The organism is Rahnella sp. BIGb0603 (assembly GCF_024808755.1).
Lineage (GTDB): Bacteria > Pseudomonadota > Gammaproteobacteria > Enterobacterales > Enterobacteriaceae > Rahnella > Rahnella contaminans.
Genome location: NZ_JANUEX010000009.1, coordinates 112,939 through 134,688, shown reverse-complemented (window position 1 = coordinate 134,688; position 21,750 = coordinate 112,939). Strand labels below are relative to the sequence as shown.

17 protein-coding genes are annotated in these 21,750 nt (G+C 53.8%); 7 read left to right on the top strand and 10 right to left on the bottom strand.

Annotation, left to right across the window (positions count from 1 at the left end; genetic code table 11):
- The first annotated feature begins 182 nt into the window (after positions 1-182).
- The gene (gene gntT / locus M2403_RS21095; protein WP_259230823.1) at positions 183-1,499 is read left to right on the top strand and encodes a gluconate transporter; all 1,317 of its coding nucleotides are present in this window, start codon (positions 183-185) and stop codon (positions 1,497-1,499) included.
- Positions 1,500-1,556: 57 nt separating this feature from the next.
- Here the strand turns inward: gntT and nadS are convergent, their stop codons facing one another.
- The 3 genes from nadS to M2403_RS21080 form a co-directional block, all read right to left on the bottom strand.
- Positions 1,557-1,847: a NadS family protein gene (gene nadS, locus M2403_RS21090; RefSeq protein ID WP_129637682.1), complete on the bottom strand. Its 291-nt coding sequence runs from the start codon at positions 1,845-1,847 to the stop codon at positions 1,557-1,559.
- 15 nt (positions 1,848-1,862) lie between these two features.
- Entirely contained in the window at positions 1,863-2,186 is a 324-nt protein-coding gene (locus tag M2403_RS21085) for an addiction module toxin RelE (RefSeq protein WP_259230875.1), read from the bottom strand.
- Positions 2,187-2,313: 127 nt separating this feature from the next.
- A complete protein-coding gene (locus tag M2403_RS21080; protein WP_152327566.1) occupies positions 2,314-2,907 on the bottom strand; it encodes a YhgN family NAAT transporter in 594 nt (197 codons plus the stop codon).
- Between the two features lie 227 nt (positions 2,908-3,134).
- Between M2403_RS21080 and asd the strand changes: the two genes are divergently transcribed.
- The 6 genes from asd (at position 3,135) to glgP (ending at position 14,128) form a co-directional block, all read left to right on the top strand.
- Positions 3,135-4,238 (top strand): aspartate-semialdehyde dehydrogenase, encoded by a 1,104-nt coding sequence (gene asd / locus M2403_RS21075; RefSeq protein WP_120132887.1) that lies wholly within the window; start codon positions 3,135-3,137, stop codon positions 4,236-4,238.
- Positions 4,239-4,627: 389 nt separating this feature from the next.
- Positions 4,628-6,814: a 1,4-alpha-glucan branching enzyme gene (gene glgB, locus M2403_RS21070; protein ID WP_259230820.1), complete on the top strand. Its 2,187-nt coding sequence runs from the start codon at positions 4,628-4,630 to the stop codon at positions 6,812-6,814.
- Positions 6,814-8,832, top strand: coding sequence for a glycogen debranching protein GlgX (gene glgX, locus M2403_RS21065; protein WP_259230819.1), 2,019 nt, complete (start codon positions 6,814-6,816; stop codon positions 8,830-8,832). The genes glgB and glgX overlap by 1 nt, the downstream gene beginning before the upstream one ends.
- 23 nt (positions 8,833-8,855) lie before the next feature.
- The gene (gene glgC / locus M2403_RS21060; RefSeq protein ID WP_152327563.1) at positions 8,856-10,133 is read left to right on the top strand and encodes a glucose-1-phosphate adenylyltransferase; all 1,278 of its coding nucleotides are present in this window, start codon (positions 8,856-8,858) and stop codon (positions 10,131-10,133) included.
- Positions 10,134-10,205: 72 nt separating this feature from the next.
- Complete coding sequence (glgA, locus tag M2403_RS21055) at positions 10,206-11,642, top strand: glycogen synthase GlgA (protein WP_152327562.1); 1,437 nt, start codon at positions 10,206-10,208, stop codon at positions 11,640-11,642.
- A gap of 38 nt (positions 11,643-11,680) precedes the next feature.
- Positions 11,681-14,128, top strand: coding sequence for a glycogen phosphorylase (glgP, locus tag M2403_RS21050; protein WP_259230818.1), 2,448 nt, complete (start codon positions 11,681-11,683; stop codon positions 14,126-14,128).
- A gap of 61 nt (positions 14,129-14,189) precedes the next feature.
- Here glgP and glpD read toward each other — a convergent pair whose 3' ends face one another.
- The 7 genes from glpD to ulaG form a co-directional block, all read right to left on the bottom strand.
- Positions 14,190-15,701 carry a glycerol-3-phosphate dehydrogenase gene (gene glpD / locus M2403_RS21045; RefSeq protein WP_259230817.1) on the bottom strand — a complete coding sequence of 504 codons (1,512 nt, stop codon included), beginning with the start codon at positions 15,699-15,701 and terminating at the stop codon, positions 14,190-14,192.
- Positions 15,702-15,979: 278 nt separating this feature from the next.
- Positions 15,980-16,738 carry a DeoR/GlpR family transcriptional regulator gene (locus tag M2403_RS21040; RefSeq protein ID WP_104923688.1) on the bottom strand — a complete coding sequence of 253 codons (759 nt, stop codon included), beginning with the start codon at positions 16,736-16,738 and terminating at the stop codon, positions 15,980-15,982.
- Positions 16,739-16,747: 9 nt separating this feature from the next.
- Positions 16,748-17,578: a rhomboid family intramembrane serine protease GlpG gene (gene glpG, locus M2403_RS21035; RefSeq protein ID WP_217152225.1), complete on the bottom strand. Its 831-nt coding sequence runs from the start codon at positions 17,576-17,578 to the stop codon at positions 16,748-16,750.
- Positions 17,579-17,798: 220 nt separating this feature from the next.
- A complete protein-coding gene (locus M2403_RS21030) occupies positions 17,799-18,989 on the bottom strand; it encodes a PLP-dependent aspartate aminotransferase family protein (RefSeq protein WP_259230816.1) in 1,191 nt (396 codons plus the stop codon).
- Positions 18,990-19,137: 148 nt separating this feature from the next.
- Positions 19,138-19,458, bottom strand: coding sequence for a thiosulfate sulfurtransferase GlpE (glpE, locus tag M2403_RS21025; RefSeq protein ID WP_104923683.1), 321 nt, complete (start codon positions 19,456-19,458; stop codon positions 19,138-19,140).
- A gap of 83 nt (positions 19,459-19,541) precedes the next feature.
- Positions 19,542-20,297, bottom strand: a complete 756-nt coding sequence (gene ulaR, locus M2403_RS21020; protein WP_104923682.1) for an HTH-type transcriptional regulator UlaR — start codon at positions 20,295-20,297, stop codon at positions 19,542-19,544.
- A 122-nt stretch (positions 20,298-20,419) separates the two neighbouring features.
- Complete coding sequence (gene ulaG, locus M2403_RS21015; protein ID WP_152327558.1) at positions 20,420-21,484, bottom strand: L-ascorbate 6-phosphate lactonase; 1,065 nt, start codon at positions 21,482-21,484, stop codon at positions 20,420-20,422.
- Positions 21,485-21,750: the final 266 nt, after the last annotated feature.

Sequence of the window (21,750 nt, the reverse complement as noted above, 5' to 3'; positions counted from 1 at the left end):
ACCGGTATCATGATACCGGTAACAAATGGAGATGTGACTAATATCACAAAGGAATGCACTGCTGTTTTAGCGGTCGCGGTCTGTACCCGTTGCACTGTTAATTCCTACAACATGTTGAAAATTAAAAACAATGCGTCACCTGTCTGGCCACGATGCCACGGTGACCGCATGAGGGGAAGAATATGCCAATAGTTATTGTAGCGGTGGGCGTTGCACTGCTGTTGTTACTTATGATCCGATTTAAGCTGAACGGCTTTATCGCGCTGATCCTGGTCGCCCTGGCGGTCGGGATTATGCAGGGTATGCCGGTCGATAAAGTTATTACGTCGATTAAAAACGGGGTAGGCGGAACGCTGGGCAGCCTGGCGCTGATCATGGGCTTCGGGGCCATGCTCGGTAAAATGCTTGCGGATTGCGGCGGCGCGCAACGTATCGCGACGACGCTTATCGAAAAATTTGGCCGTGAGCACATTCAGTGGGCCATCGTGCTGACCGGTTTTATCGTCGGTTTTGCGCTGTTCTATGAAGTCGGCTTCGTGCTGATGCTGCCGCTGGTCTTCACCGTTGCCGCGGCTGCGCGTTTGCCACTGTTGTACGTCGGTGTGCCGATGGCGGCGGCGTTATCCGTGACTCACGGTTTCCTGCCTCCGCACCCGGGCCCGACCGCAATCGCGACCATTTTCCATGCGGACATGGGCAAAACCTTGCTGTACGGTTCGCTGCTGGCGGTACCGACGGTAATTCTGGCGGGGCCGGTGTTTGCGCGCTTCCTGAAAGGTATCGATAAACCGGTGCCGGAAGGTCTGTTCAACCCGAAAACCTTTACCGAAGAAGAGATGCCAAGCTTTGGCGTAAGCGTCGCGACTTCTCTGGTGCCGGTGATTTTGATGGCATTCCGCGCCGTTTGCGAAATGATCCTGCCAAAAGGCCATCCGGTTCTGGCGTACGCTGAATTCTTCGGTGACCCGGTGATGGCAACGCTTATCGCGGTGTTGATCGCCATTTTCACCTTCGGCCTGAACCGTGGCCGTAAAATGGAAGACGTCATGGCAACCGTGACCGATTCCATCAAAATCATCGCGATGATGTTGCTAATTATCGGCGGTGGCGGTGCGTTCAAGCAGGTTCTGGTCGACAGCGGTATTGAGAAATACATTGCAGCCCTGATGGATGGCAGCAACTTATCACCGATCCTGCTGGCCTGGTCAATTGCCGCCGTTTTACGTCTCGCGCTGGGTTCCGCAACCGTTGCGGCGATCACCGCAGGCGGTATCGCGGCTCCGTTGATTGCGACCACCGGCGTCAGCCCTGAGTTGATGGTGATCGCGGTCGGTTCCGGCAGCGTTATTTTCTCTCACGTCAACGATCCGGGTTTCTGGCTGTTCAAGGAGTACTTCAACCTGAGCATCGTCGAAACCTTCAAATCCTGGTCGGTGCTGGAAACCATTATTTCCCTCTGCGGCCTGGGCGGATGCTTGTTGCTGTCGATGGTTGTCTGACGACAAATTGTGAGCATAAAAAAGGCGAGCCGTGTGGCTCGCCTTTTTTACATCATTTTAAATTGTTTTAAGCGTCTGGATAATTTGCGGATTCAGTTCCAGCATTTTCAACAGCTTCAATGCTGCGCCATTTGGCAAACGCTTTTGTTGTTCCCATGCCTGCACCAGCGAGGGAGAAACACCAAGCAGCCGGGCGAACTCATCCTGTTTAACACCTGCTTTTGTGCGAATTTGTTTTACTTCAGGCATGGAAATACGCGTGATATGCGCAGGTGCCATCTCACCTTTACGGATCGCGACCATTTCTTCAGCGGATTGTCGCAATTCTTCAAAGAATTCTTTCGTCATGGTCTATCTCCTGTGTCACGACAGACTTCGTACAATGTTTTTCAAAATCGATTTTTCGCTTTCCGTCAGAGAATCTTTCTCACTCTTGGGATAAACCAGCAGCATGTAAATCTGACCATCAGTGCACAGGTAATAATAAATCGCCCGCACACCTGCACTTTTCCCCCGACGATGGTTACCCCAGCGGACTTTTCTGCAACCGCCCGTCCCGACGATCAAAGCCCCTGCATCGGGATAATGCGTGAGGTATTCCTGAAACTGGCTATATTCCTCCTCAGTCAGCAGCTCTTTGCATTTGCGGCTAAAAGTCGGGGTTTCGATAAACTCCAGATATTCCATATGACTCATTCCATGACTCAAGATGGCCGGATAATACTCTCACAGGGTAAGATTTCAGCGCGAGGTTTTTCTCGTCAGAAACGAAAAAGGCGAGCCGTGTGGCTCGCCTTTTTGTCACGACTGTCCGCTAAATCTTCAAATACGCTCTGATCCCATCCAGGAACATCTGCGTCGAAAGCATCACCAGGATCAGGCCCATCAGACGTTCAAGGGCGCTGACGCCTTTGTCGCCGAGCAGTTTCAGGAAAACGTTCGACAGTAGCAGGATAGCCATTGACATGCCCCAGGCGATAAATAACGCCAGCGTTAAGTGGCTCATCTGATTCGGGTACTGATGCGAAAGCAGCATCAGCGTGGCGAGAATTGACGGGCCGGCGACCAGCGGAATGGCCATCGGTACGAGGAACGGTTCCTCACCGGCGGGTAAACCGCTGCTGCTTTTTTCTTCCGACGGGAAAATCATTTTGATGGCAATCAGGAACAGGATGATGCCGCCGGAAATCGACACGGTTTCAGTGCGCAAATTCAGGAACGACAGAATTTTTTCCCCTGCGAACAGGAAAATCAGCATCAGGATCAGGGCAATCAGCATTTCGCGGATCAGCACCACGCGGCGGCGTTTCGGATCAAGATGTTTTAACACCGACATAAAAATCGGTAAGTTGCCCAGCGGATCCATAATTAAAAACAGCAAAATGGTTGCTGAAATCATTTCGGTCATGACTACCTCAGAATGATGAAATTCGGGTTAAAAATGCTTGTTATAAGTTGTGCTGCTATTAATGGCGGCACTATTGATTAAATTCACTTGCCACTTTTAGTACATTTTGTAAGGTGGTAGACCAGCGCGTTAACAGAGCATGGCGCATCATAAAAAGGCGCCAACGTAGTGCAAAACGCGCGTTAAGCTTTTTAAGCCGTTATCACCCTCAGGGCAGGACAGATATTATGAAAAATGTAGGTTTCGTTGGCTGGCGTGGAATGGTCGGTTCTGTACTCATGCAACGCATGATTGAAGAACGCGATTTCGACGCTATCCGTCCGGTATTCTTCTCCACCTCTCAGCACGGTCAGGCCGCGCCTTCTTTCACGGGGCAGTCTGGTACCTTGCAGGATGCCTATGATCTGGACGCACTGAGTGCGCTGGACATTATCATCACCTGTCAGGGCGGCGATTATACCAATGAAATCTACCCGAAGCTGCGTGAAATCGGTTGGTCTGGCTACTGGATTGACGCAGCATCCTCTCTGAGAATGGAAGATGACGCGATAATCATCCTCGACCCGGTCAACAGCGCGGTGATCCATCAGGGTATCGACAAAGGCATCAAAACCTTTGTGGGCGGTAACTGTACCGTCAGCCTGATGCTGATGTCCCTTGGCGGTTTGTTCGCCAATGACCTGATTGAATGGGCGTCGGTTGCCACCTATCAGGCCGCTTCCGGCGGCGGTGCGCGGCACATGCGCGAGCTGCTGACCCAAATGGGCATGCTGCATAATAGCGTCGCGAAAGAACTGGAAAACCCGGCTTCTGCCATTCTGGATATCGAACGTAAAGTGACGGCGCTGACCCGCAGTGGCACGCTGCCGACTGACAACTTTGGTGTTCCGCTGGCGGGCGGTCTGATCCCATGGATCGACAAACAGCTCGATAACGGCCAGACCAAAGAAGAGTGGAAAGGCCAGGCGGAAACCAACAAAATTCTCGGCACGTCCAGCATCATTCCGGTGGATGGCCTGTGCGTCCGCATCGGTGCGCTGCGTTGCCATAGCCAGGCGTTCACGCTGAAACTCAAAAAAGACGTGTCGATTCCAGAAATCGAACAAATGCTGGCGTCGCATAACGACTGGGTTCGTGTCATCCCGAATGATCGTGAATTGTCGATGCGTGAACTGACGCCAGCGGCAGTGACGGGCACTATGAATACGCCGGTGGGTCGTCTGCGTAAACTGAATATGGGCCCGCAATATCTGTCTGCGTTCACCGTCGGTGACCAGTTGCTGTGGGGCGCGGCAGAGCCACTTCGCCGCATGCTGCGCATCTTGCTGTAACGGCATAGTTACCCTGATTTCGTCCCAACGGGACACCAGCACGGTGTCCCGTTTTTATTTCTGTCTTCAATCACTTCACCGTTAAACCGCATTTTCCCAGCGCAACCCTCTGAATTTCATTTTGCGAAAAATTCATCGGCTTCTGTCCACTGATTTACCGAACCTTTGTCTATGCTTAGTAGAAGAGCTCTGCCTCTTTGAGAAGCTGAAACAGAAACTTATTTGGAAATTGTGAACATAAGCGCCATCGCGCATTTTATGGCAAAACGAAATCACGCCAGATCACAAAGTGACAGGAAAAAGGGGAGCAAACTGGGATCACGTTTCGTATTGAATACCTGAATGATTTTATTGGATTTATTGATTTAATTAATCATAGGACGAAATTCATGTCTGTACTTCCCGATCAGCACGTCATTAATCAAATTATATCTGGCCATTACGCTGATCCTTTTTCTCTTTTGGGAATGCATTCCGTGAGCGCCGGGCTGGAAGTTCGTGCGCTGTTGCCGGATGCCGATCAGGTCTGGGTCATTGATGTAGAAAAAGGTAAACAGGTCGCAGAACTGCGTCGTTATGACGAGCGCGGTTTTTTTGTCGGCCTTATTCCCCGCCGTAAAAATGCCTTCCGTTACAAGCTGGAAGTGCGCTGGGGCGAGAATCTCCATGTGATTGACGACCCATACCGCTTCGGCACGTTATTGCAGGAACTGGATATCTGGCTGCTGGCGGAGGGGACACATCTGCGGCCATACGAAAAACTTGGCGCGCATCCGCAAACGCTCGACGATGTCGATGGCGTCAGTTTTGCGGTCTGGGCACCGAACGCGACACGCGTTTCGGTGGTCGGTGAATTCAATTTCTGGGACGGTCGCCGCCATCCGATGCGCCAGCGTCGTGAAAACGGCATCTGGGAGCTGTTCATTCCGGCCGTTCACGAAGGTCAGCTGTATAAATTCGAAATTATCGACTGTCGCGGCAATATTACCCTGCGCGCCGATCCTTACGCATTTGAAGCCCAGATGCGCCCGGACACCGCGTCCTGCGTGCGAAAAATCCCGGACGTCGTACCGTTTTCAGAAACCAGAAAGAAAGCCAACGCGCTGAATCAGCCGGTTTCGGTGTACGAAGTTCATCTGGGTTCGTGGCGACGCCATACCGACGATAACTTCTGGCTGAGCTACGGCGAGCTGGCGGAACAGCTGGTGTCTTACGCCAAATGGATGGGCTTTACGCACATTGAGCTGATGCCGGTTAACGAACATCCGTTTGACGGCAGCTGGGGTTATCAGCCGCTGGGCATGTACGCGCCGACCCGTCGTTTCGGCACGCCGATGGATTTCAAAGCCTTCGTTGATGCCGCGCACGACGCTGGTCTGAACGTGATCCTCGACTGGGTGCCGGGGCATTTCCCGAGTGATTCCCACGGCCTGGCAGAGTTTGACGGCACCGCGCTGTATGAATATGCCGATCCGCGCGAAGGTTATCATCAGGACTGGAATACGCTGATTTATAACTATGGCCGCCACGAAGTACGTAACTATCTGGCGGGGAATGGTTTTTACTGGATTGAGCGCTTTGGCATTGACGGCCTTCGCGTCGATGCCGTGGCCTCCATGATTTACCGTGATTACAGCCGCAAAGCCGGAGAGTGGATCCCGAACTATTACGGTGGCCGCGAAAATCTCGAGGCGATTGCCTTCCTGAAATATACCAACCAGACTATCGGGCGCGAACTGGGTGGCGCGGTGACGTTAGCGGAAGAATCGACGGATTATCCCGGCGTCACCATGCCGCCGGATGCCAACGGGCTGGGCTTCCATTACAAATGGAATCTGGGCTGGATGCACGATTCGCTCCAGTACATGCAGCTGGATCCGGTTCACCGCAAATACCACCACAATCTCATGACGTTCGGCGTGCTTTACGCCTACAGCGAGAATTTCATTCTGCCGCTTTCGCATGACGAAGTGGTTCATGGCAAAAAATCCCTGCTCGACAGAATGCCCGGCGATACCTGGCAGAAGTTCGCCAACCTGCGCGCGTATTACGGTTTCATGTGGGCGCATCCGGGCAAAAAATTGCTGTTCATGGGCGGTGAATTTGCACAGGGGCGCGAGTGGAATTTCGACGCCAGCCTCGACTGGCATCTGCTGGATGACCCGGCCGGCTGGCACAGCGGCGTTCAGCATCTGGTGCGAGATTTAAATCTGACCTATCAGGCCAACGCGCCGCTGTATGAGCTCGATTACAACCCGCGCGGCTTCGAATGGCTGGTGGTTGACGACCATGAGAACTCCATTTTTGCCTTTGCGCGCCGCGATGAAAACGGCGGCGAAGTGATTGTTATCAGCAACTTTACGCCGGTGCCGCGCGAACACTACCGGATTGGTATCACCCGTCCGGGGCGTTATCACGAAATTCTCAATACTGATTCGCACTTCTACCGTGGCAGCAACGTCGGGAACTGCGGTGACGTTTACAGTGAAAACATCGGCCATCATCAGCGTGAGCATTCGATCAGCATCACCATTCCGCCGCTGGCGACCGTCTATTTGCGAAGAGAAGAGGCGTAATGAAACAGCTCGAAACCGGTCAGGCCGCGCCATTTGGCGCACATCTCAGAGATAACGGCGTAAATTTTTGCCTGTACTCCGCGCATGCGGAAAAAGTGGAGTTATGTCTTTTTGATGAGACCGGCAGCGAGCAGCATCTGCCTTTACCCGGCCGGACCGGCAATTTGTGGCACGGTTTTTTGCCCGAAGCGAAAGCCGGGCTGCGTTACGGTTACCGCGTTTACGGGCCTTTTGACCCGCAAAACGGCCACCGCTTTAACCCGAAAAAAGTGCTGATTGACCCCAGCGCGCGGGCGATTGACGGTGTCCTTCCGGATAACGCGCGGTTCACCGGCGGCACCGATGCGCCGGACGATAAGGACAGCGCGGTGGTGGCACCGAAATCGGTGGTCGTCGCCGGTAAGTTTGACTGGGAAGACGACAAACCGCCCGCCACGCCGTGGGGCGAAACTGTGATTTACGAAGCGCATGTGCGCGGGCTGACGCGCCAGCATCCGCGTATTCCGGCAGCCATCCGCGGTACTTACGCCGGGCTGGCGCATCCGGTCATGCTCGAATATTTGCAGCATCTGGGTGTCACGGCCATTGAGTTATTGCCGGTTCAGCATCATGCCGACGAACCGCGTCTGCAACGTCTCGGCCTGAGCAATTACTGGGGCTATAACGTGCTGGCGCCTTGTGCGGTTGAACAAAGTTATGCCAGCGGGCTGGGCGGCGTGTCGGCGCTGAGCGAATTCAAATCCGCGGTGAAAGCGCTGCATCAGGCGGGCATAGAAGTGATCCTCGACGTGGTATTCAACCACAGTGCGGAGCTGGATATCGACGGGCCGTTTATTTCGTTTCGCGGAATCGACAATGCCAGCTGGTACTGGCTCAGCGACGATGGCTCGGACAACAACATGACCGGCTGCGGCAACGCGATGCGCCTGACAAATGACGAAGTGATCGCCTGGACGCTCGATTGCCTGCATTACTGGGTACGCGAATGTCACGTTGACGGTTTCCGTTTTGATCTGGCGACGCTTCTCGGCAGAACGCCGGAGTTCACCGCGCAATCGCCGCTTTTCGAGGCGATTAAGCAGGACGCTGTCCTTTCAAACATCAAACTGATTGCTGAGCCCTGGGACATCGGCACAGGCGGCTATCAGCTCGGAAAGTTCCCGGCACCTTTCGCCGAATGGAGCGACATCTGGCGCGATGAAATGCGCCAGTTCTGGCTGCACGGCGATATCTCCATCGGGCAGTTTGCCGGGCGTATCGCGGCGTCGGCGGACACATTCAATCCCGCGCAGCGCGAACCTTACGCCAGCATCAACATGCTGACCGCGCACGACGGTTTTACGCTGCGCGATTTAGTGAGTTTTAACCAGAAACATAACCAGGCTAACGGGGAGGAAAACCGCGACGGCCATAACGAAAATTTCAGCCAAAACCACGGCGAGGAAGGGCTGGAGGCATCTGCCGGCGTATTGCGACAACGCCGTCTCAGCCAGCGGGCATTGCTGGCGACGCTGTTTATGTCACAGGGCACGCCGATGTTGCTGGCCGGTGACGAGCAGGGCAACAGCCAGCAGGGAAACAACAACGCCTATTGCCAGGACAATCCGCTGACCTGGCTCGACTGGGAAAACGCCGATGAAAGCCTGATGGCCTATACCTCTGCGCTGATTGCGTTGCGCCGGAAAATCCCGGCACTGACGCAAAACCGCTGGTGGCAGGAAGGCAGCGAAGATGTGCAATGGCTGAATCAACAGGGGCAACCGATGAGTACCGGCGACTGGGAGCAGGGGCCGCAGCAATGGCTGCAAATCTGCCTGTCGCGGCGCTGGTTGTTGATCGTGAATGCCTCACTGCATGAGGTTGAACTGCATCTGCCGCCGGGGAACTGGCAGCCGGTTGCGCCGTTTAACAGCGTGCTTTTTGATGAGGAACCCCGGCGCGTCACGGAAGGCTCGCAATGGCGGGCAGCAGCAAAAACCCTCTGTGTCCTACAAGATTTTACTCCACAGAGCCGGTAACTATAAAAACGAAGGAGTCAGATATGGCGACATTAGATAATCGGGACCCGGTCATGCTGGCGCGACAATTGCCGCTGAAATCCGTGGCGTTGATTCTGGCCGGGGGACGGGGTTCAAGACTGAAAGATTTGACCTCTACCCGGGCAAAGCCCGCCGTCCACTTTGGCGGGAAATTCCGCATCATTGATTTTGCCCTGTCGAATTGCCTGAATTCAGGGATCCGCCGCATCGGCGTGATCACACAATATCAGTCACATACGCTGGTTCAGCACATCCAGCGAGGCTGGTCTTTCCTCAATGAAGAAATGAACGAGTTTGTGGATTTACTGCCGGCGCAGCAACGCCACAGCACCGAACACTGGTACAAAGGCACCGCCGATGCGGTGTATCAGAATCTGGATATCATCCGCCGCTATAACGCCGAGTTTGTCGTGATTCTGGCCGGGGATCATATCTATAAAATGGACTACTCGCGGATGCTCATCGACCACGTACAGAAGGGCGGAGAATGTACCGTCGCCTGCCTCGAAGTGCCGATTTCCGAAGCCAGTGAATTTGGCGTGATGGGCGTGACGGAGGATTATCAGATCACCAGTTTCGTCGAGAAACCTAAAGATCCGCCGCCGATGCCGGGCAATCCGGACATGGCGCTGGCGAGCATGGGCATCTACATTTTTAATGCAGACTATCTTTTCCGCATGCTCGAAGAAGACATGGCGAGTGAGGAATCCAGCCATGATTTCGGCAAAGACCTGATCCCGAAACTGACCCGTCAGGGGGTAGCGCGCGCGCATCCGTTTGGCCTGTCCTGTGTGACGCAAAACGACGAATTGCCGCCGTACTGGCGGGATGTGGGGACGCTTGATGCCTACTGGCGCGCGAATCTGGATCTGGCATCGGTGACGCCGGAACTGGATATGTATGACCGCAACTGGCCCATCCGTACACACATGGAACCGCTGCCGCCCGCCAAATTTGTGCAAGACCGGTCGGGCAGTCACGGTATGACCATGAACTCGCTGGTGGCCGGTGGCGTGATTGTTTCAGGCTCGGTGGTGGTGCATTCCGTGCTGTTCCCGCGGGTGCGCATCAACTCTTTCTGCAATATTGATTCGACGATTATTTTGCCGGATGTGAATGTGGGTCGTTCCTGCCGTTTACGCAAATGTGTGATTGACCGCGCCTGCCAGATCCCGGAAGGCATGGTGATTGGTGAGAATGCCGATGAAGACAGCCGTCGTTTTTACCGTTCGGAAGATGGCGTTGTACTGGTGACGCGCGCGATGCTGGCGAAACTATAAAGACACGTTAGAGAGCAGTATTTTTCGTCATCCCGGTGAAGGCCGGGATGACCGGGATAATCAGGAGCGCGAATGCAGGTTTTACATGTTTGTTCCGAGCTGTTTCCGCTGTTAAAAACGGGCGGCCTTGCGGATGTTGCGGGGGCATTGCCCGCCGCTCAGATTGCGGAAGGCGCTGACGTCCGCGTGCTCATTCCGGCTTTCCCCGATATCAAAAAAGGGCTGGGGGAGACGAAGGTCATCGGCACGCTGGCGACCTTCGCCGGGCATGTCACCCTTTCACTGGGCTACTTTGACGGCGTGGGCATTTACATCATTGATGTGCCCGGTTTGTACGACCGACCCGGCAGCCCTTATCACGATCAATCATCTTTCGCTTATCCGGATAACCATCTGCGTTTTGCCTTGCTGAGCTGGATGGCGTGCGAACTGGCGCTGGGTTTTGACCCGCACTGGCAGCCGAATATTGTGCATTCTCACGACTGGCACGCCGGGCTGGCGTCGGCGTATATCCGCGCCCGCAACGCGCCGGTGCGCACCGTTTTCACCGTACATAACCTGGCATTCCAGGGGCTGTTTGGCGCGCATCATATCGATGAGCTTTACCTCCCGCGTGAATTCTTCCAGATGCACGGGCTGGAGTTTTACGGCCAGATTTCTTACCTGAAAGCCGGGCTGTATTACTCCGATCACGTGACGACCGTCAGCCCGACGTACGCCAAAGAAATCACGCGTCCGGAATTTGGTTACGGCATGGAATCCCTGTTGCAGGAACTCGAAATACAGGGGCGTCTGACCGGTATTCTCAACGGCGTTGATGACGCTATCTGGCAGCCGCGCGATGACGTGCTGCTTTCTGCCCGTTATGACGCCGACGATTTACGTTCCAAAGCCATCAATAAAGCCTATCTGCAACGGGCGATGGGTCTGGATGTGGATGATTCGCGGCTGGTTTTTGCCGTCGTCAGCCGTCTGACCAGCCAGAAAGGGCTGGATCTGGTGCTGGAAGCGTTGCCCGATTTACTCGAACGTGGCGGCCAGCTGGCGCTGCTGGGTGCAGGCGATGCCGTATTGCAACAGGCGTTTCTGGCCGCCGCGGCGGATAATCCGGGGCAGGTCGGCGTGCAGCTCGGTTATCACGAAGCCTTTTCCCACCGCATTATCGGCGGTGCCGACGTCATCATGGTGCCGAGCCGGTTTGAGCCGTGCGGATTAACCCAACTTTACGGACTGAAATACGGCACGTTGCCGCTGGTGCGCCGGACAGGCGGGCTGGCGGATACGGTCGTGGATTGTGCGCTGGAAAATCTGGCCGACGGAACAGCCAGTGGTTTTGTCTTTGAAGAAGCAACGGGGAAATCGCTGGGAAATGCGATCCGCCGGGCCTTTGTTTTGTGGAGCCGTCCTAAGCACTGGCGACACGTCCAGCAACACGCCATGGGTATTGATTTCGGCTGGAAGGTGGCAGCGCAGGAGTATCTCACGCTGTACAACCGTCTGTTGTCCTGAACCCTGAACATAGCTAACCAGATCGGGAATGTAACGTTATGACTTCACCGTTTAATTACAACTCGCCGACAGTCAGTGTCGAAGCGCTGAAACATTCTATTGCCTATAAATTGATGTTTATCATCGGCAAAGATCCGTCCATTGCGACGCAACATGACTGGCTGAATGCCACCTTGTTTGCGGTGCGCGATCGTATGGTGGAACGCTGGCTGCGCTCCAACCGGGCGCAAACCTCACAGGACGTACGGCAGGTTTATTATCTGTCGATGGAGTTTTTGATTGGACGGACTCTCTCTAACGCGCTGCTGGCGATGGGTATTTATGACGATCTCAAAAGTGCGCTCGATGAAATGGGTTTTGACCTCGAAGAACTGATCGGCGAAGAGAATGACCCCGGTTTGGGCAACGGCGGTCTGGGGCGTCTTGCAGCGTGTTTCCTCGATTCGCTGGCTTCGCTGGCGTTGCCGGGGCGCGGTTACGGCATCCGTTATGAATACGGAATGTTCGCGCAAAACATCGTAAACGGGGAGCAAAAAGAATCACCGGATTACTGGCTGGAATACGGTAATCCGTGGGAGTTCCAGCGCTACAACACCCGTTATAAAGTGCGTTTTGGTGGTCGCGTGCAGCATGAGGGCGTGAAAACCCGCTGGCTGGAAACCGAAGAAGTTATTGCCTGCGCCTACGATCAGGTGATTCCCGGCTACGATACCGACGCCACCAACACGCTCCGGTTGTGGGGTGCGCAGGCCAGTAACGAAATCAATCTGGGTAAATTTAACCAGGGTGATTACTTTGCGGCAGTGGAAGATAAAAACCATTCCGAGAACGTATCGCGGGTTCTGTATCCCGATGACTCGACCTATTCAGGGCGCGAACTGCGTCTGCGCCAGGAATATTTCCTGGTGTCGGCGACCGTGCAGGACATCCTCAACCGCCATTACACCACGCACCATACTTACGATAATCTGGCCGACAAAATTGCCATTCACCTCAACGACACGCACCCGGTGCTGTCGATTCCTGAGCTGATGCGGTTGCTGATTGACGAGCATAAATTCGAGTGGAAAGACGCGTGGGAAACCGTTTGTCGGGTGTTTTCGTACACCAACCACACGCTGATGAGCGAAGCGCTGGAAACCTGGCCGGTAGATATGATCGGCAAGATCCTGCCGCGTCATCTTGAGATTATTTTCCAGATTAACGATCACTTCCTTAAAGAAGTCGCGGAACAGATCCCCAACGATAACGGTCTGCTGTCCCGCGTTTCTATTATCGATGAAGGTAACGGCCGTAAAGTCCGGATGGCGTGGCTGGCAGTGATTGCCAGCCATAAAGTGAACGGCGTTTCTGCGCTGCATTCCGACCTGATGGTGCAGTCGTTGTTTGCGGACTTTGCGCACATTTATCCTGACCGTTTCTGCAATAAAACTAACGGGGTTACGCCACGCCGCTGGCTGGCGCTGGCCAACAAACCGCTTTCTGCGGTGCTCGATGACGCTATCGGCCAGACCTGGCGCTCTGATCTCAGCCAGCTGGCGGAGCTGAAGCAAAATCTGGATTACCTGAGTTTCCTTCAGGCGATCCGCAAGGCCAAGCTGGATAATAAGAAAAAACTGGCGCTCTTTATCGCCCAGAAACTGAATATTGTGGTGGATCCGAAAAGTCTGTTCGACGTGCAGATCAAACGTATCCACGAATACAAACGTCAGCTGATGAACGTGCTGCACGTCATCACGCGTTACAACCGAATTCTTGAAGAACCGGACGCTGACTGGGTACCACGCACGGTGATTTTTGCCGGTAAAGCGGCGTCGGCGTATTACGCGGCGAAGCAGATTATCCGGCTGATCAACGATGTCGCGTCAGTGATCAACAACGATCCGCGTGTCGGCAATAAACTGAAGATCGTGTTTATTCCTAACTACAGCGTCAGTCTGGCGCAGCTGATCATTCCGGCGGCCGATCTTTCCGAGCAGATCTCGCTGGCGGGTACCGAAGCATCGGGAACCAGTAACATGAAATTCGCGTTAAACGGCGCGCTGACGATTGGCACGCTGGACGGTGCGAACGTCGAAATGCTCGAACACGTTGGAGAGGAAAATATCTTCATCTTCGGCAATACCACACCACAAGTCGAAGAACTGCGACAAAAAGGCTACAACCCGCATACCTACTTTGAACAGGACGCCGAGCTGCATCAGGTACTGACGCAAATCGCGACCGGCGTCTTCAGCCCGACCGAACCGAAGCGCTACACCAATCTGTTCGATACGCTGGTCAATCTCGGCGATCATTATCAGGTGCTGGCGGATTACCGCAGTTATGTCGATACGCAGGATAAAGTCGATGAGCTGTATAAACTGCCGGAAGAGTGGACGCGGCGCACGCTGCACAACATCGCCAACATGGGCTATTTCTCGTCTGACCGCACGATTCAGGAATACGCGGATGAGATCTGGAATATAAAACCGGTGAAATTGTAGAGCGGGAATAAAGGTAGGATTTTCAGCTCCTCCCCCTTCGCAGGGGGAGGAGCTAACTAAATCAGGACGCCAGTGACAAATGTTTCTTCTGCTGTTTGTGTGTTTCCAGCCATTCGGCGACGCGCTGTTGCTGCGCTTTATCCAGCCACATGCCGAGTTTGGTACGACGCCAGATGGCATCATCGAGCTGTGAAACCCACTCTTTTTCAACCAGATAACGCAACTCGGCTTCATATAAACCGTGACCGAAATCTTCGCCCAGCGATTCGATGTCGGTTGCGTCATTCAGGAACAGTTCCGTCTGGCTGCCGTAGGTGCGCGCATAACGGCGGGCCAGTGATTCCGGCAACCATTTGAAGCGGCTGCGCAGATTCGCGCTGTACGTATCGCGGTCACCATTCAGCTTCCCACCAGGCAGAACGGCCGTTTTCGTCCAGGCCGGGCCGGCTTTCGGATAATACTTCACCAGTTTTTCCAGCGCGTGCTCGGCCAGTTTACGGTAGGTGGTCAGCTTACCGCCAAACACCGAAAGCAACGGCGCTTTGCCATCCTGATCGTGAACATCCAGCGTGTAATCTCGGGTTACCGCCTGCGGAGAATCTGACTCATCGTCGCACAGCGGACGTACACCGGAGTAAGTCCAGACGATATCTTCCGTGGTCAGCTGCTTTTTAAAGTGGTCGTTATACACTTTCAGCAGATAACCGACTTCTTTGTCATCGATTTTCACGTCTTTCGGATCACCGTGATATTCCACGTCGGTGGTACCGATGATCGAGAACTCATCCATCCACGGGATCACGAACACAATACGGTGGTCTTCGTTTTGCAGAATGTACGCCTGCGGCTGATTGTGCGCGCGTGGCACCACAATATGGCTGCCTTTGATCAGGCGGATGCCGTAAGGCGACTTCAGTTTCAGGCCGTCGTCGAAGAAATGTTTGACCCACGGACCGGTCGCATTCACCAGCCCTTTGGCGCGCCAGGTGAAGGTTTTGCCGGTATCGATATCTTCGGCTTCCACCATCCACAAACCGTCTTCACGCCATGCGCGGGTCACGCGGGTGCGGGTACGCACTTCGCCGCCGCGTTCTTCCACTTCCTGCGCGTTGACGACGACTAAGCGCGCATCGTCAACCCAGCAGTCTGAGTATTCAAAACCTTTGGTCAGTTCTGGTTTCAGTACCGATTCGCTGCCGAATTTCAGGCCTTTACTGGCGGGCAGGCTGGTACGTTTACCCAGGTGGTCGTACAGGAACAGACCGGCGCGGATCATCCAGGCCGGACGCAAATGCGGCTGATGCGGTAAACGGAAACGCATCGGGAAGGCAATATGCGGTGCCATTTTTAACAGCACTTCACGTTCAGCCAGCGCTTCACTGACCAGACGGAATTCGTAGTGTTCCAGGTAACGCAGGCCACCGTGGATCAGTTTAGAACTGGCCGAAGAGGTCGCGCAGGCCAAGTCTTGCGCTTCAAGCAGCAGAACAGACAGCCCGCGGCCAGCTGCATCTACTGCGATGCCGGTACCATTAATACCGCCACCAATTACGATCAAGTCTTTGGTTTCCACGTCATCTTCCTCCAGATGTTCGCAATAGCTCTTTTATGTTCGTTTTCGCTCACGATTGTAATCGAGATTCGACAAACAAGCCAAGAGTTAACCAAATAAAAACAATTATGCGTGATGGAGGTAACATTTTTGTGTCAGTAACGAGCAAAACGGTGGGCAGGGGACAAAACCGAACGCAACAACGCGTGGAATTTTTCGAAATTGTTCGTTTTAAGCAGAAGCAGGGAAGGGAGATAAAGCAGGAGCGCCCGGGCGACGCTCCCTGATAGAGCCGGAAATCAGCAAAGCTCGAGGTGTACGTCGTACTTATCGATGATTTGCTTCACGCTCTCCGGCGGCTGTTTGTCGGTAAACAGATAGTGAATCAAATCCATTTTACCAAGGTTAACCATTGCGTTACGGCCAAACTTGGAATGGTCAGTCACCAGCATTACGCAGCGGGAGTTTTCGATAATCGCACGCTTGGTTCGCGCTTCGTGATAGTCGAATTCGAGCAATGAGCCGTCCATATCAATGCCGCTGATGCCGAGAATGCCGTAATCGAGGCGGAACTGGGAGATAAAATCGAGCGTCGCTTCACCCATCACCCCGCCATCGCGGGCGCGGACTTCGCCACCGGCGAGGAACAGGCGGCAATCGTCTTTGGCACTGAACAGCGTCGCCACGTTCAGGTTGTTGGTTACAATCCGCAGATCTTTATGATTGAGCAGTGCGTACGCTACCGCTTCCGGCGTGGTGCCGATATCGATAAACAGCGTTGAACCGTCCGGGATCTGCCCCGCGACGCGTTGAGCAATACGCGCTTTCGCTTCTGACCACATCACTTTACGGTCGTTATAGGCTGCATTGACCGAACTCGATGGCAGCGCCGCACCGCCATGATGGCGGTGGATTTTATTCTGCTCGGCCAGGTCATTGAGATCGCGCCGGATGGTTTGCGGGCTGACCGCGAAATGATCGACCAGTTCTTCGGTGCTGACATAACCCTGCTGGCGAACTAACTCGATAATCGCGTCATGGCGTTGTGTTTGTTTCACCCAAATCCCCTACTTGCGTTTTTTGCGCGGTAAGCGCGTATCAACAAATGCCATCACCAGACCCAGACCCAGGCCAAATGTGTGGGCGGCATTAGCCACCGCTGCACCGCCTGTGGCATAGCCGATGAACATGAAGATCAGCGAAATAGCCAGTAATCCGCCGGGAACGTACAACCGGCTTTCAGGTTTCAACACGCCGGTCAGCCAGACATAACCCATCAGAGCGTAGACCACGCCGGACAAACCGCCGAACCAGGAACCGTTGACCATCGACTGGCCCCAGCCGCTGATCAGCGCCGCGATCAGCGTGACGGTGAATAATTTTCCGCTGCCAAGATGCTGTTCAATCTGGCTGGCCATATACCACCACCAGACCAGATTGATGAGCAATGAAAATAAGGAAAAATTCATCAGCGCAGGTGTAAACCAGCGCCAGACCTGAAAATACCGCGAGCTGTCCGGCCAAGCCAGCCAGTTCATGACCTGCTCAAAGCCGACCATTTGCTGAAGAATATAGACGGCGATACACAGCACAATCATGCCGATCGTCAGCGGGCCCGCACGGCTGCGCAGCGTTTTCATAAAGGGGGTATGCGACATCCGCAAACCCGGCTGCGCCTTGCCGGTTTGCCAGCTGGCGGCCTGATAACGAGGGTGCAGCGGGTCACGGACAAACAGCGCGACCTGCTTCTCTGCCTCTTCCAGACGCGATTCGTCTTCCAGCCAGAGCTGGACTTCCTGACTTTCGTGTTTAATCGTCAGCGTGAAACCCTGCGTCGCCATGTAATCGACAAAAGCCTGAGCGAGGCGGGGGTTGTTCAGGTTAAGAATGCGCACCATAGCGTTAAGTGATTTCCCTAATTGTTTGATTTGTTGCCGTCATTTTAGGGCAATACCTTATCTGCCAGCGTGGGGGAAGTCGATTATAACGTCAGTCGGGGCGGGAAGGGGAAATTACGGATGCAGCGTCATTAGCTGAAACAGAAAAATTGCAGTGATGTGATAGGGATCGAAGTCTTTTGCAACACCGCCGGATGACGGTGCTGCAAATATCGGGAACTTACAGCCCTTCCAGCGCCTGTTCCAGATCGGCAATCAGGTCGTCGGTGTCTTCGATACCGATACTGATGCGCACCAGCCCGTCGGTAATCCCGCTCTGACGGCGGACTTCCGGCGCGACGGCGCTGTGAGTGGTTGAGGCCGGATGGCAGGCCAGCGAATCGGTATCTCCCAGGGAAACCGCCTGCGTGATGATGTTCAGCTTATCGAGGAAAGTCCGTGCGGCGTTCAGCCCGCCTTTCAGCTCAATTGCCATAATCCCGCCGAACAGTTTCATCTGACGCGCTGCGATGGCATGGCCCGGATGTTCCGGCAGCCCGGGATAAAATACCGTTTCCACTGCGCTGTGACTGTCGAGAAATTCCGCTACCGCCTGTGCGCTCAGTGAGCTGGCTTCCACGCGCAATGGCAAAGTTTTCAGCCCGCGGATCAGCAAGCTGGCTTCGAACGGGCTCAGGCAACCACCGAACTGTTTCAGGCTCAGCGTGCGGATTGGTGTAATTAATGCCGCAGAACCGGCCACTACACCGCCGGTCGCATCGCCGTGACCGCTGATGTATTTGGTCGCCGAGTGCAGAACGATATCGATGCCCAGCGCCAGCGGACGTGTCAGGTAAGGCGTCGCAAAGGTGTTATCCACCACGCTGATTGCGCCAGCTGCTTTGGATAAACGCGCGATTTCTGCCAGATCGGCAATGTCCAGACCCGGGTTTGCCGGTGTCTCAACCAGCACGACTTTGGTGTTTTTTGTGAATGCGCCTTCCAGTTCGCCGACGTTCGCGACGTGTACTGGTGTGATGCCATAACGTGGCAGAAGATTACGTACCACACCTTCTGTCCCGCCGTACAGCGTACCGACATGAATGATTTCATCCCCCGGCACCAGCAGGGCAAATAATGTTGCGCTGATCGCCGCCATGCCGCTTGCGCAAGCCACGGAGGTTTCTGCGCCTTCCAGCGCGGCCAGTTTTTGTTCAAAAACGGTCACCGTCGGGTTAGCAAAACGGCTGTACATATAGCCCGGCTCTTCCCCGCTGAAACGACGTGCGCCGCTGTCAAAATCCGGATAGGAGAACGCGGAAGAGGCGGTAATCGGTGTCGCGACGGCACCGGTCTGGGCATCCGGCTGCTGGCCACCATGAACGGCGAGCGTACGCATACCCAAAGAACGTGTTTTGTTCAGTTGTTTCATCTTGAAATCCTGTCGATAGTAGGCGGAAATTATATCAACACTGGAGAACGGTAGCTTTTTCGGCTTAAGAACATTTTCGGCGCAAACCAGATAGCCTGGTTATAAAGACTCGGTTTATAAGACTATAGTCTGCGCCGGAGGGGGGGGATCAGGCTTCGATATCTTGCGGGAAGGTTTGTGACCAGGCTTCAAAGCCGCCGTCAACGCTGTACACCGATTCGAAACCCTGAGAAATCAGAAATTGTGCGGCACCACGGCTGCTGATGCCGTGATAGCACATGACCAGAACCGGCGTTTTGGCATCGGCCTGTTCCATAAAGGCGCGCATGCTTTCATTGCTCAGATGGAATGCGCCGGGCGCGTGTGCTGCGCCAAAACTTTGCGGGTCGCGAATATCGACCATAACTGCTTCGCCGGATTTCAGGCGGGTATGCGCCTGTTCAACGCTGATTGCTTCAAATTGTTCCATCGGAGGTGCCTCTTAAAAGATGATTCCGCCATTCTACCCAATTATTGGCTTATCAAGACCAGACAAACTACAGGGGAAAAGCGCTAAACCAGAATCACCTTCACACCTTTGAGGCGTAATTTTTCGATAATTTCGCCGTCGGCTTCTTTGCCGGTGATGAGCACATTGATTTGTTCCGTGCGGCTGAACAGCATACCTGCGCGTTGCCCGACTTTACTGCTGTCGACCAGCACCGCCAGATTTCCGACGTAATTCAGCATCTTCTGTTCTGCCATTGCGGTCAGCATATCGGTTTTATACAGGCCATCGGTGGTCAGCCCTGCGCCGCTGGTAAACATCCAGTGCCCGGCGTACAGGCTCGCATCGCCATCCTGCGGTGCCAGCGTAATCGACTGACTTTTATTGTACTGACCACCCATGATCACCACGCTGTCGTGTTCCTGCTCAATCAGGTAATTGGCCAGCGGCAGATAGTTAGTGATCACCTGAATGTCTTTTCCGCACATCTCGCGCCCCAGCAAAAACGCTGTCGAGCCGCAGTTAATCACCACGCTTTCACCCGGCTGGCACAATTCGGCCGCAGCTTTGGCGATACGCATTTTTTCGTTGAGATTATGGGTCTGGTGAATATTAAGCGGAGTCCAGTTCTGGCGAGGCTGGTTAACGGCTTCAGCGCCGTTACGCACTTTACGCAATTTCCCCAACTCGTTGAGCTTAGTGATATCACGACGCGCAGTGGCTGGAGAAATATCAAAATGATCAATGACATCAGCGACAGAAATCTGCCCCTGACGCTGCAAAAGATCAAGGATGGCATTGTGGCGTTGTGGCTCTGTCATAGTGTCTCCGCGGGGATATCCGAAAGTAGATGATTACCGCGTGATTATAAACGAGCAGTAATGCGAATAACATTGATTCTGAAAGGGCGGAGAGAATAGTCCCCGCCTTTTCTCACAATGCTTTAGAGGAAGGATTTAAACGGCAAGTCGGTGTCTGTCGTAAAGCAATCTTCGAATCCACGCGGGTAGTGATATTCAAAATTGTCTTTGTCATTCGGATAAGTGAATTTGCCGCCGACCTGCCAGATAAAGGGCTTGAAGCCGTATTTCAGACGGTCTTTTTTCATCTCCCACAGCACACGGATTTCCTGCGGATCGGCCTGGAAATTCGACCAGATATCATGGTGGAACGGGATCACGACTTTTGTATTCAGTGATTCTGCCATACGCAGCATATCGACACTGGTCATTTTGTCGGTCACGCCGCGCGGGTTCTCGCCGTAGGAGCCGAGTGCAACGTCAATTTTGTACTCGTTGCCGTGTTTCGCGTAGTAGTTGGAATAATGTGAATCGCCGCTGTGATACAGGTTTCCGCCCGGCGTTTTGAACAGATAATTTACCGCACGCTGATCCATCATGTCCGGCAGAACGCCAGCCGCTTTCTGGTCCGCAGGCAGGGTGATCAGCACGGTGCGGTCGAAAGAATCCAGCGCGTGGATTTCCACATCTTTGATTTTCACCACTTTGCCCGGCGTCATCACGATGCAACGTTCTCTCGGCACGCCCCAGCTAATCCACAAATCCACGCAGGTTTGCGGGCCGATAAACGGCACATCGGAAGCGCAGTTTTGCATCACGGCAGCCGCGACGTTGACATCAATATGATCGTTGTGGTCGTGGGTGGACAATACGGCGTCGATCTCTCTGATCGCGAACGGATCCAGTACGAACGGCGTGGTGCGCAGGTTTGGTTGCAGCTTTTTCACGCCTGCCATGCGTTGCATCTGGTGGCCGGTTTTCATCAGCGGGCTGCTGTGATTTTGCTTGCCAACGCCACACCAGAAATCGACACAAATATTCGCGCCGCCCTCAGATTTAAGCCAGATCCCCGTACAGCCCAGCCACCACATTGCAAAAGTGCCTGGCGCGACTTTTTCCTGCTCGATTTCTTCATTCAGCCAGGTGCCCCATTCCGGGAAAGTGCTGAGGATCCAGGATTCGCGACTGATCGTTTCTACTTTGCTCATTGTATTCCCTCATGTGAGTTTGGTTTGAATGATTAAATCACAATAAATCATTTAATGATTAAATATGATTTGATTGTGAGGAATTTATCATCGAAATTTTGCCGTGACAATGATTTTAATCGACGATTTTTGAATGGTTTCGGACACGCTGAAGACAGGCTCTCTGAATAAGCAGGAAGTGCAGGTAATAAAATAATCTACTTATTTATTTGATAAATATAATAAATATGAGTTTATCTCTTTGTGCGTGAAACAGAGGGATGACG

Excerpts from the sequence above, each read along its gene's own strand:
- gntT (WP_259230823.1), top strand. The coding sequence starts at position 183 with ATGCCAATAGTTATTGTAGCGGTGGGCGTTGCACTGCTGTTGTTACTT.
- nadS (WP_129637682.1), bottom strand. The coding sequence starts at position 1,847 with ATGACGAAAGAATTCTTTGAAGAATTGCGACAATCCGCTGAAGAAATG.
- M2403_RS21085 (WP_259230875.1), bottom strand. The coding sequence starts at position 2,186 with ATGGAATATCTGGAGTTTATCGAAACCCCGACTTTTAGCCGCAAATGC.
- M2403_RS21080 (WP_152327566.1), bottom strand. The coding sequence starts at position 2,907 with ATGACCGAAATGATTTCAGCAACCATTTTGCTGTTTTTAATTATGGAT.
- asd (WP_120132887.1), top strand. The coding sequence starts at position 3,135 with ATGAAAAATGTAGGTTTCGTTGGCTGGCGTGGAATGGTCGGTTCTGTA.
- glgB (WP_259230820.1), top strand. The coding sequence starts at position 4,628 with ATGTCTGTACTTCCCGATCAGCACGTCATTAATCAAATTATATCTGGC.
- glgX (WP_259230819.1), top strand. The coding sequence starts at position 6,814 with ATGAAACAGCTCGAAACCGGTCAGGCCGCGCCATTTGGCGCACATCTC.
- glgC (WP_152327563.1), top strand. The coding sequence starts at position 8,856 with ATGGCGACATTAGATAATCGGGACCCGGTCATGCTGGCGCGACAATTG.
- glgA (WP_152327562.1), top strand. The coding sequence starts at position 10,206 with ATGCAGGTTTTACATGTTTGTTCCGAGCTGTTTCCGCTGTTAAAAACG.
- glgP (WP_259230818.1), top strand. The coding sequence starts at position 11,681 with ATGACTTCACCGTTTAATTACAACTCGCCGACAGTCAGTGTCGAAGCG.
- glpG (WP_217152225.1), bottom strand. The coding sequence starts at position 17,578 with ATGGTGCGCATTCTTAACCTGAACAACCCCCGCCTCGCTCAGGCTTTT.
- M2403_RS21030 (WP_259230816.1), bottom strand. The coding sequence starts at position 18,989 with ATGAAACAACTGAACAAAACACGTTCTTTGGGTATGCGTACGCTCGCC.
- glpE (WP_104923683.1), bottom strand. The coding sequence starts at position 19,458 with ATGGAACAATTTGAAGCAATCAGCGTTGAACAGGCGCATACCCGCCTG.
- ulaR (WP_104923682.1), bottom strand. The coding sequence starts at position 20,297 with ATGACAGAGCCACAACGCCACAATGCCATCCTTGATCTTTTGCAGCGT.
- ulaG (WP_152327558.1), bottom strand. The coding sequence starts at position 21,484 with ATGAGCAAAGTAGAAACGATCAGTCGCGAATCCTGGATCCTCAGCACT.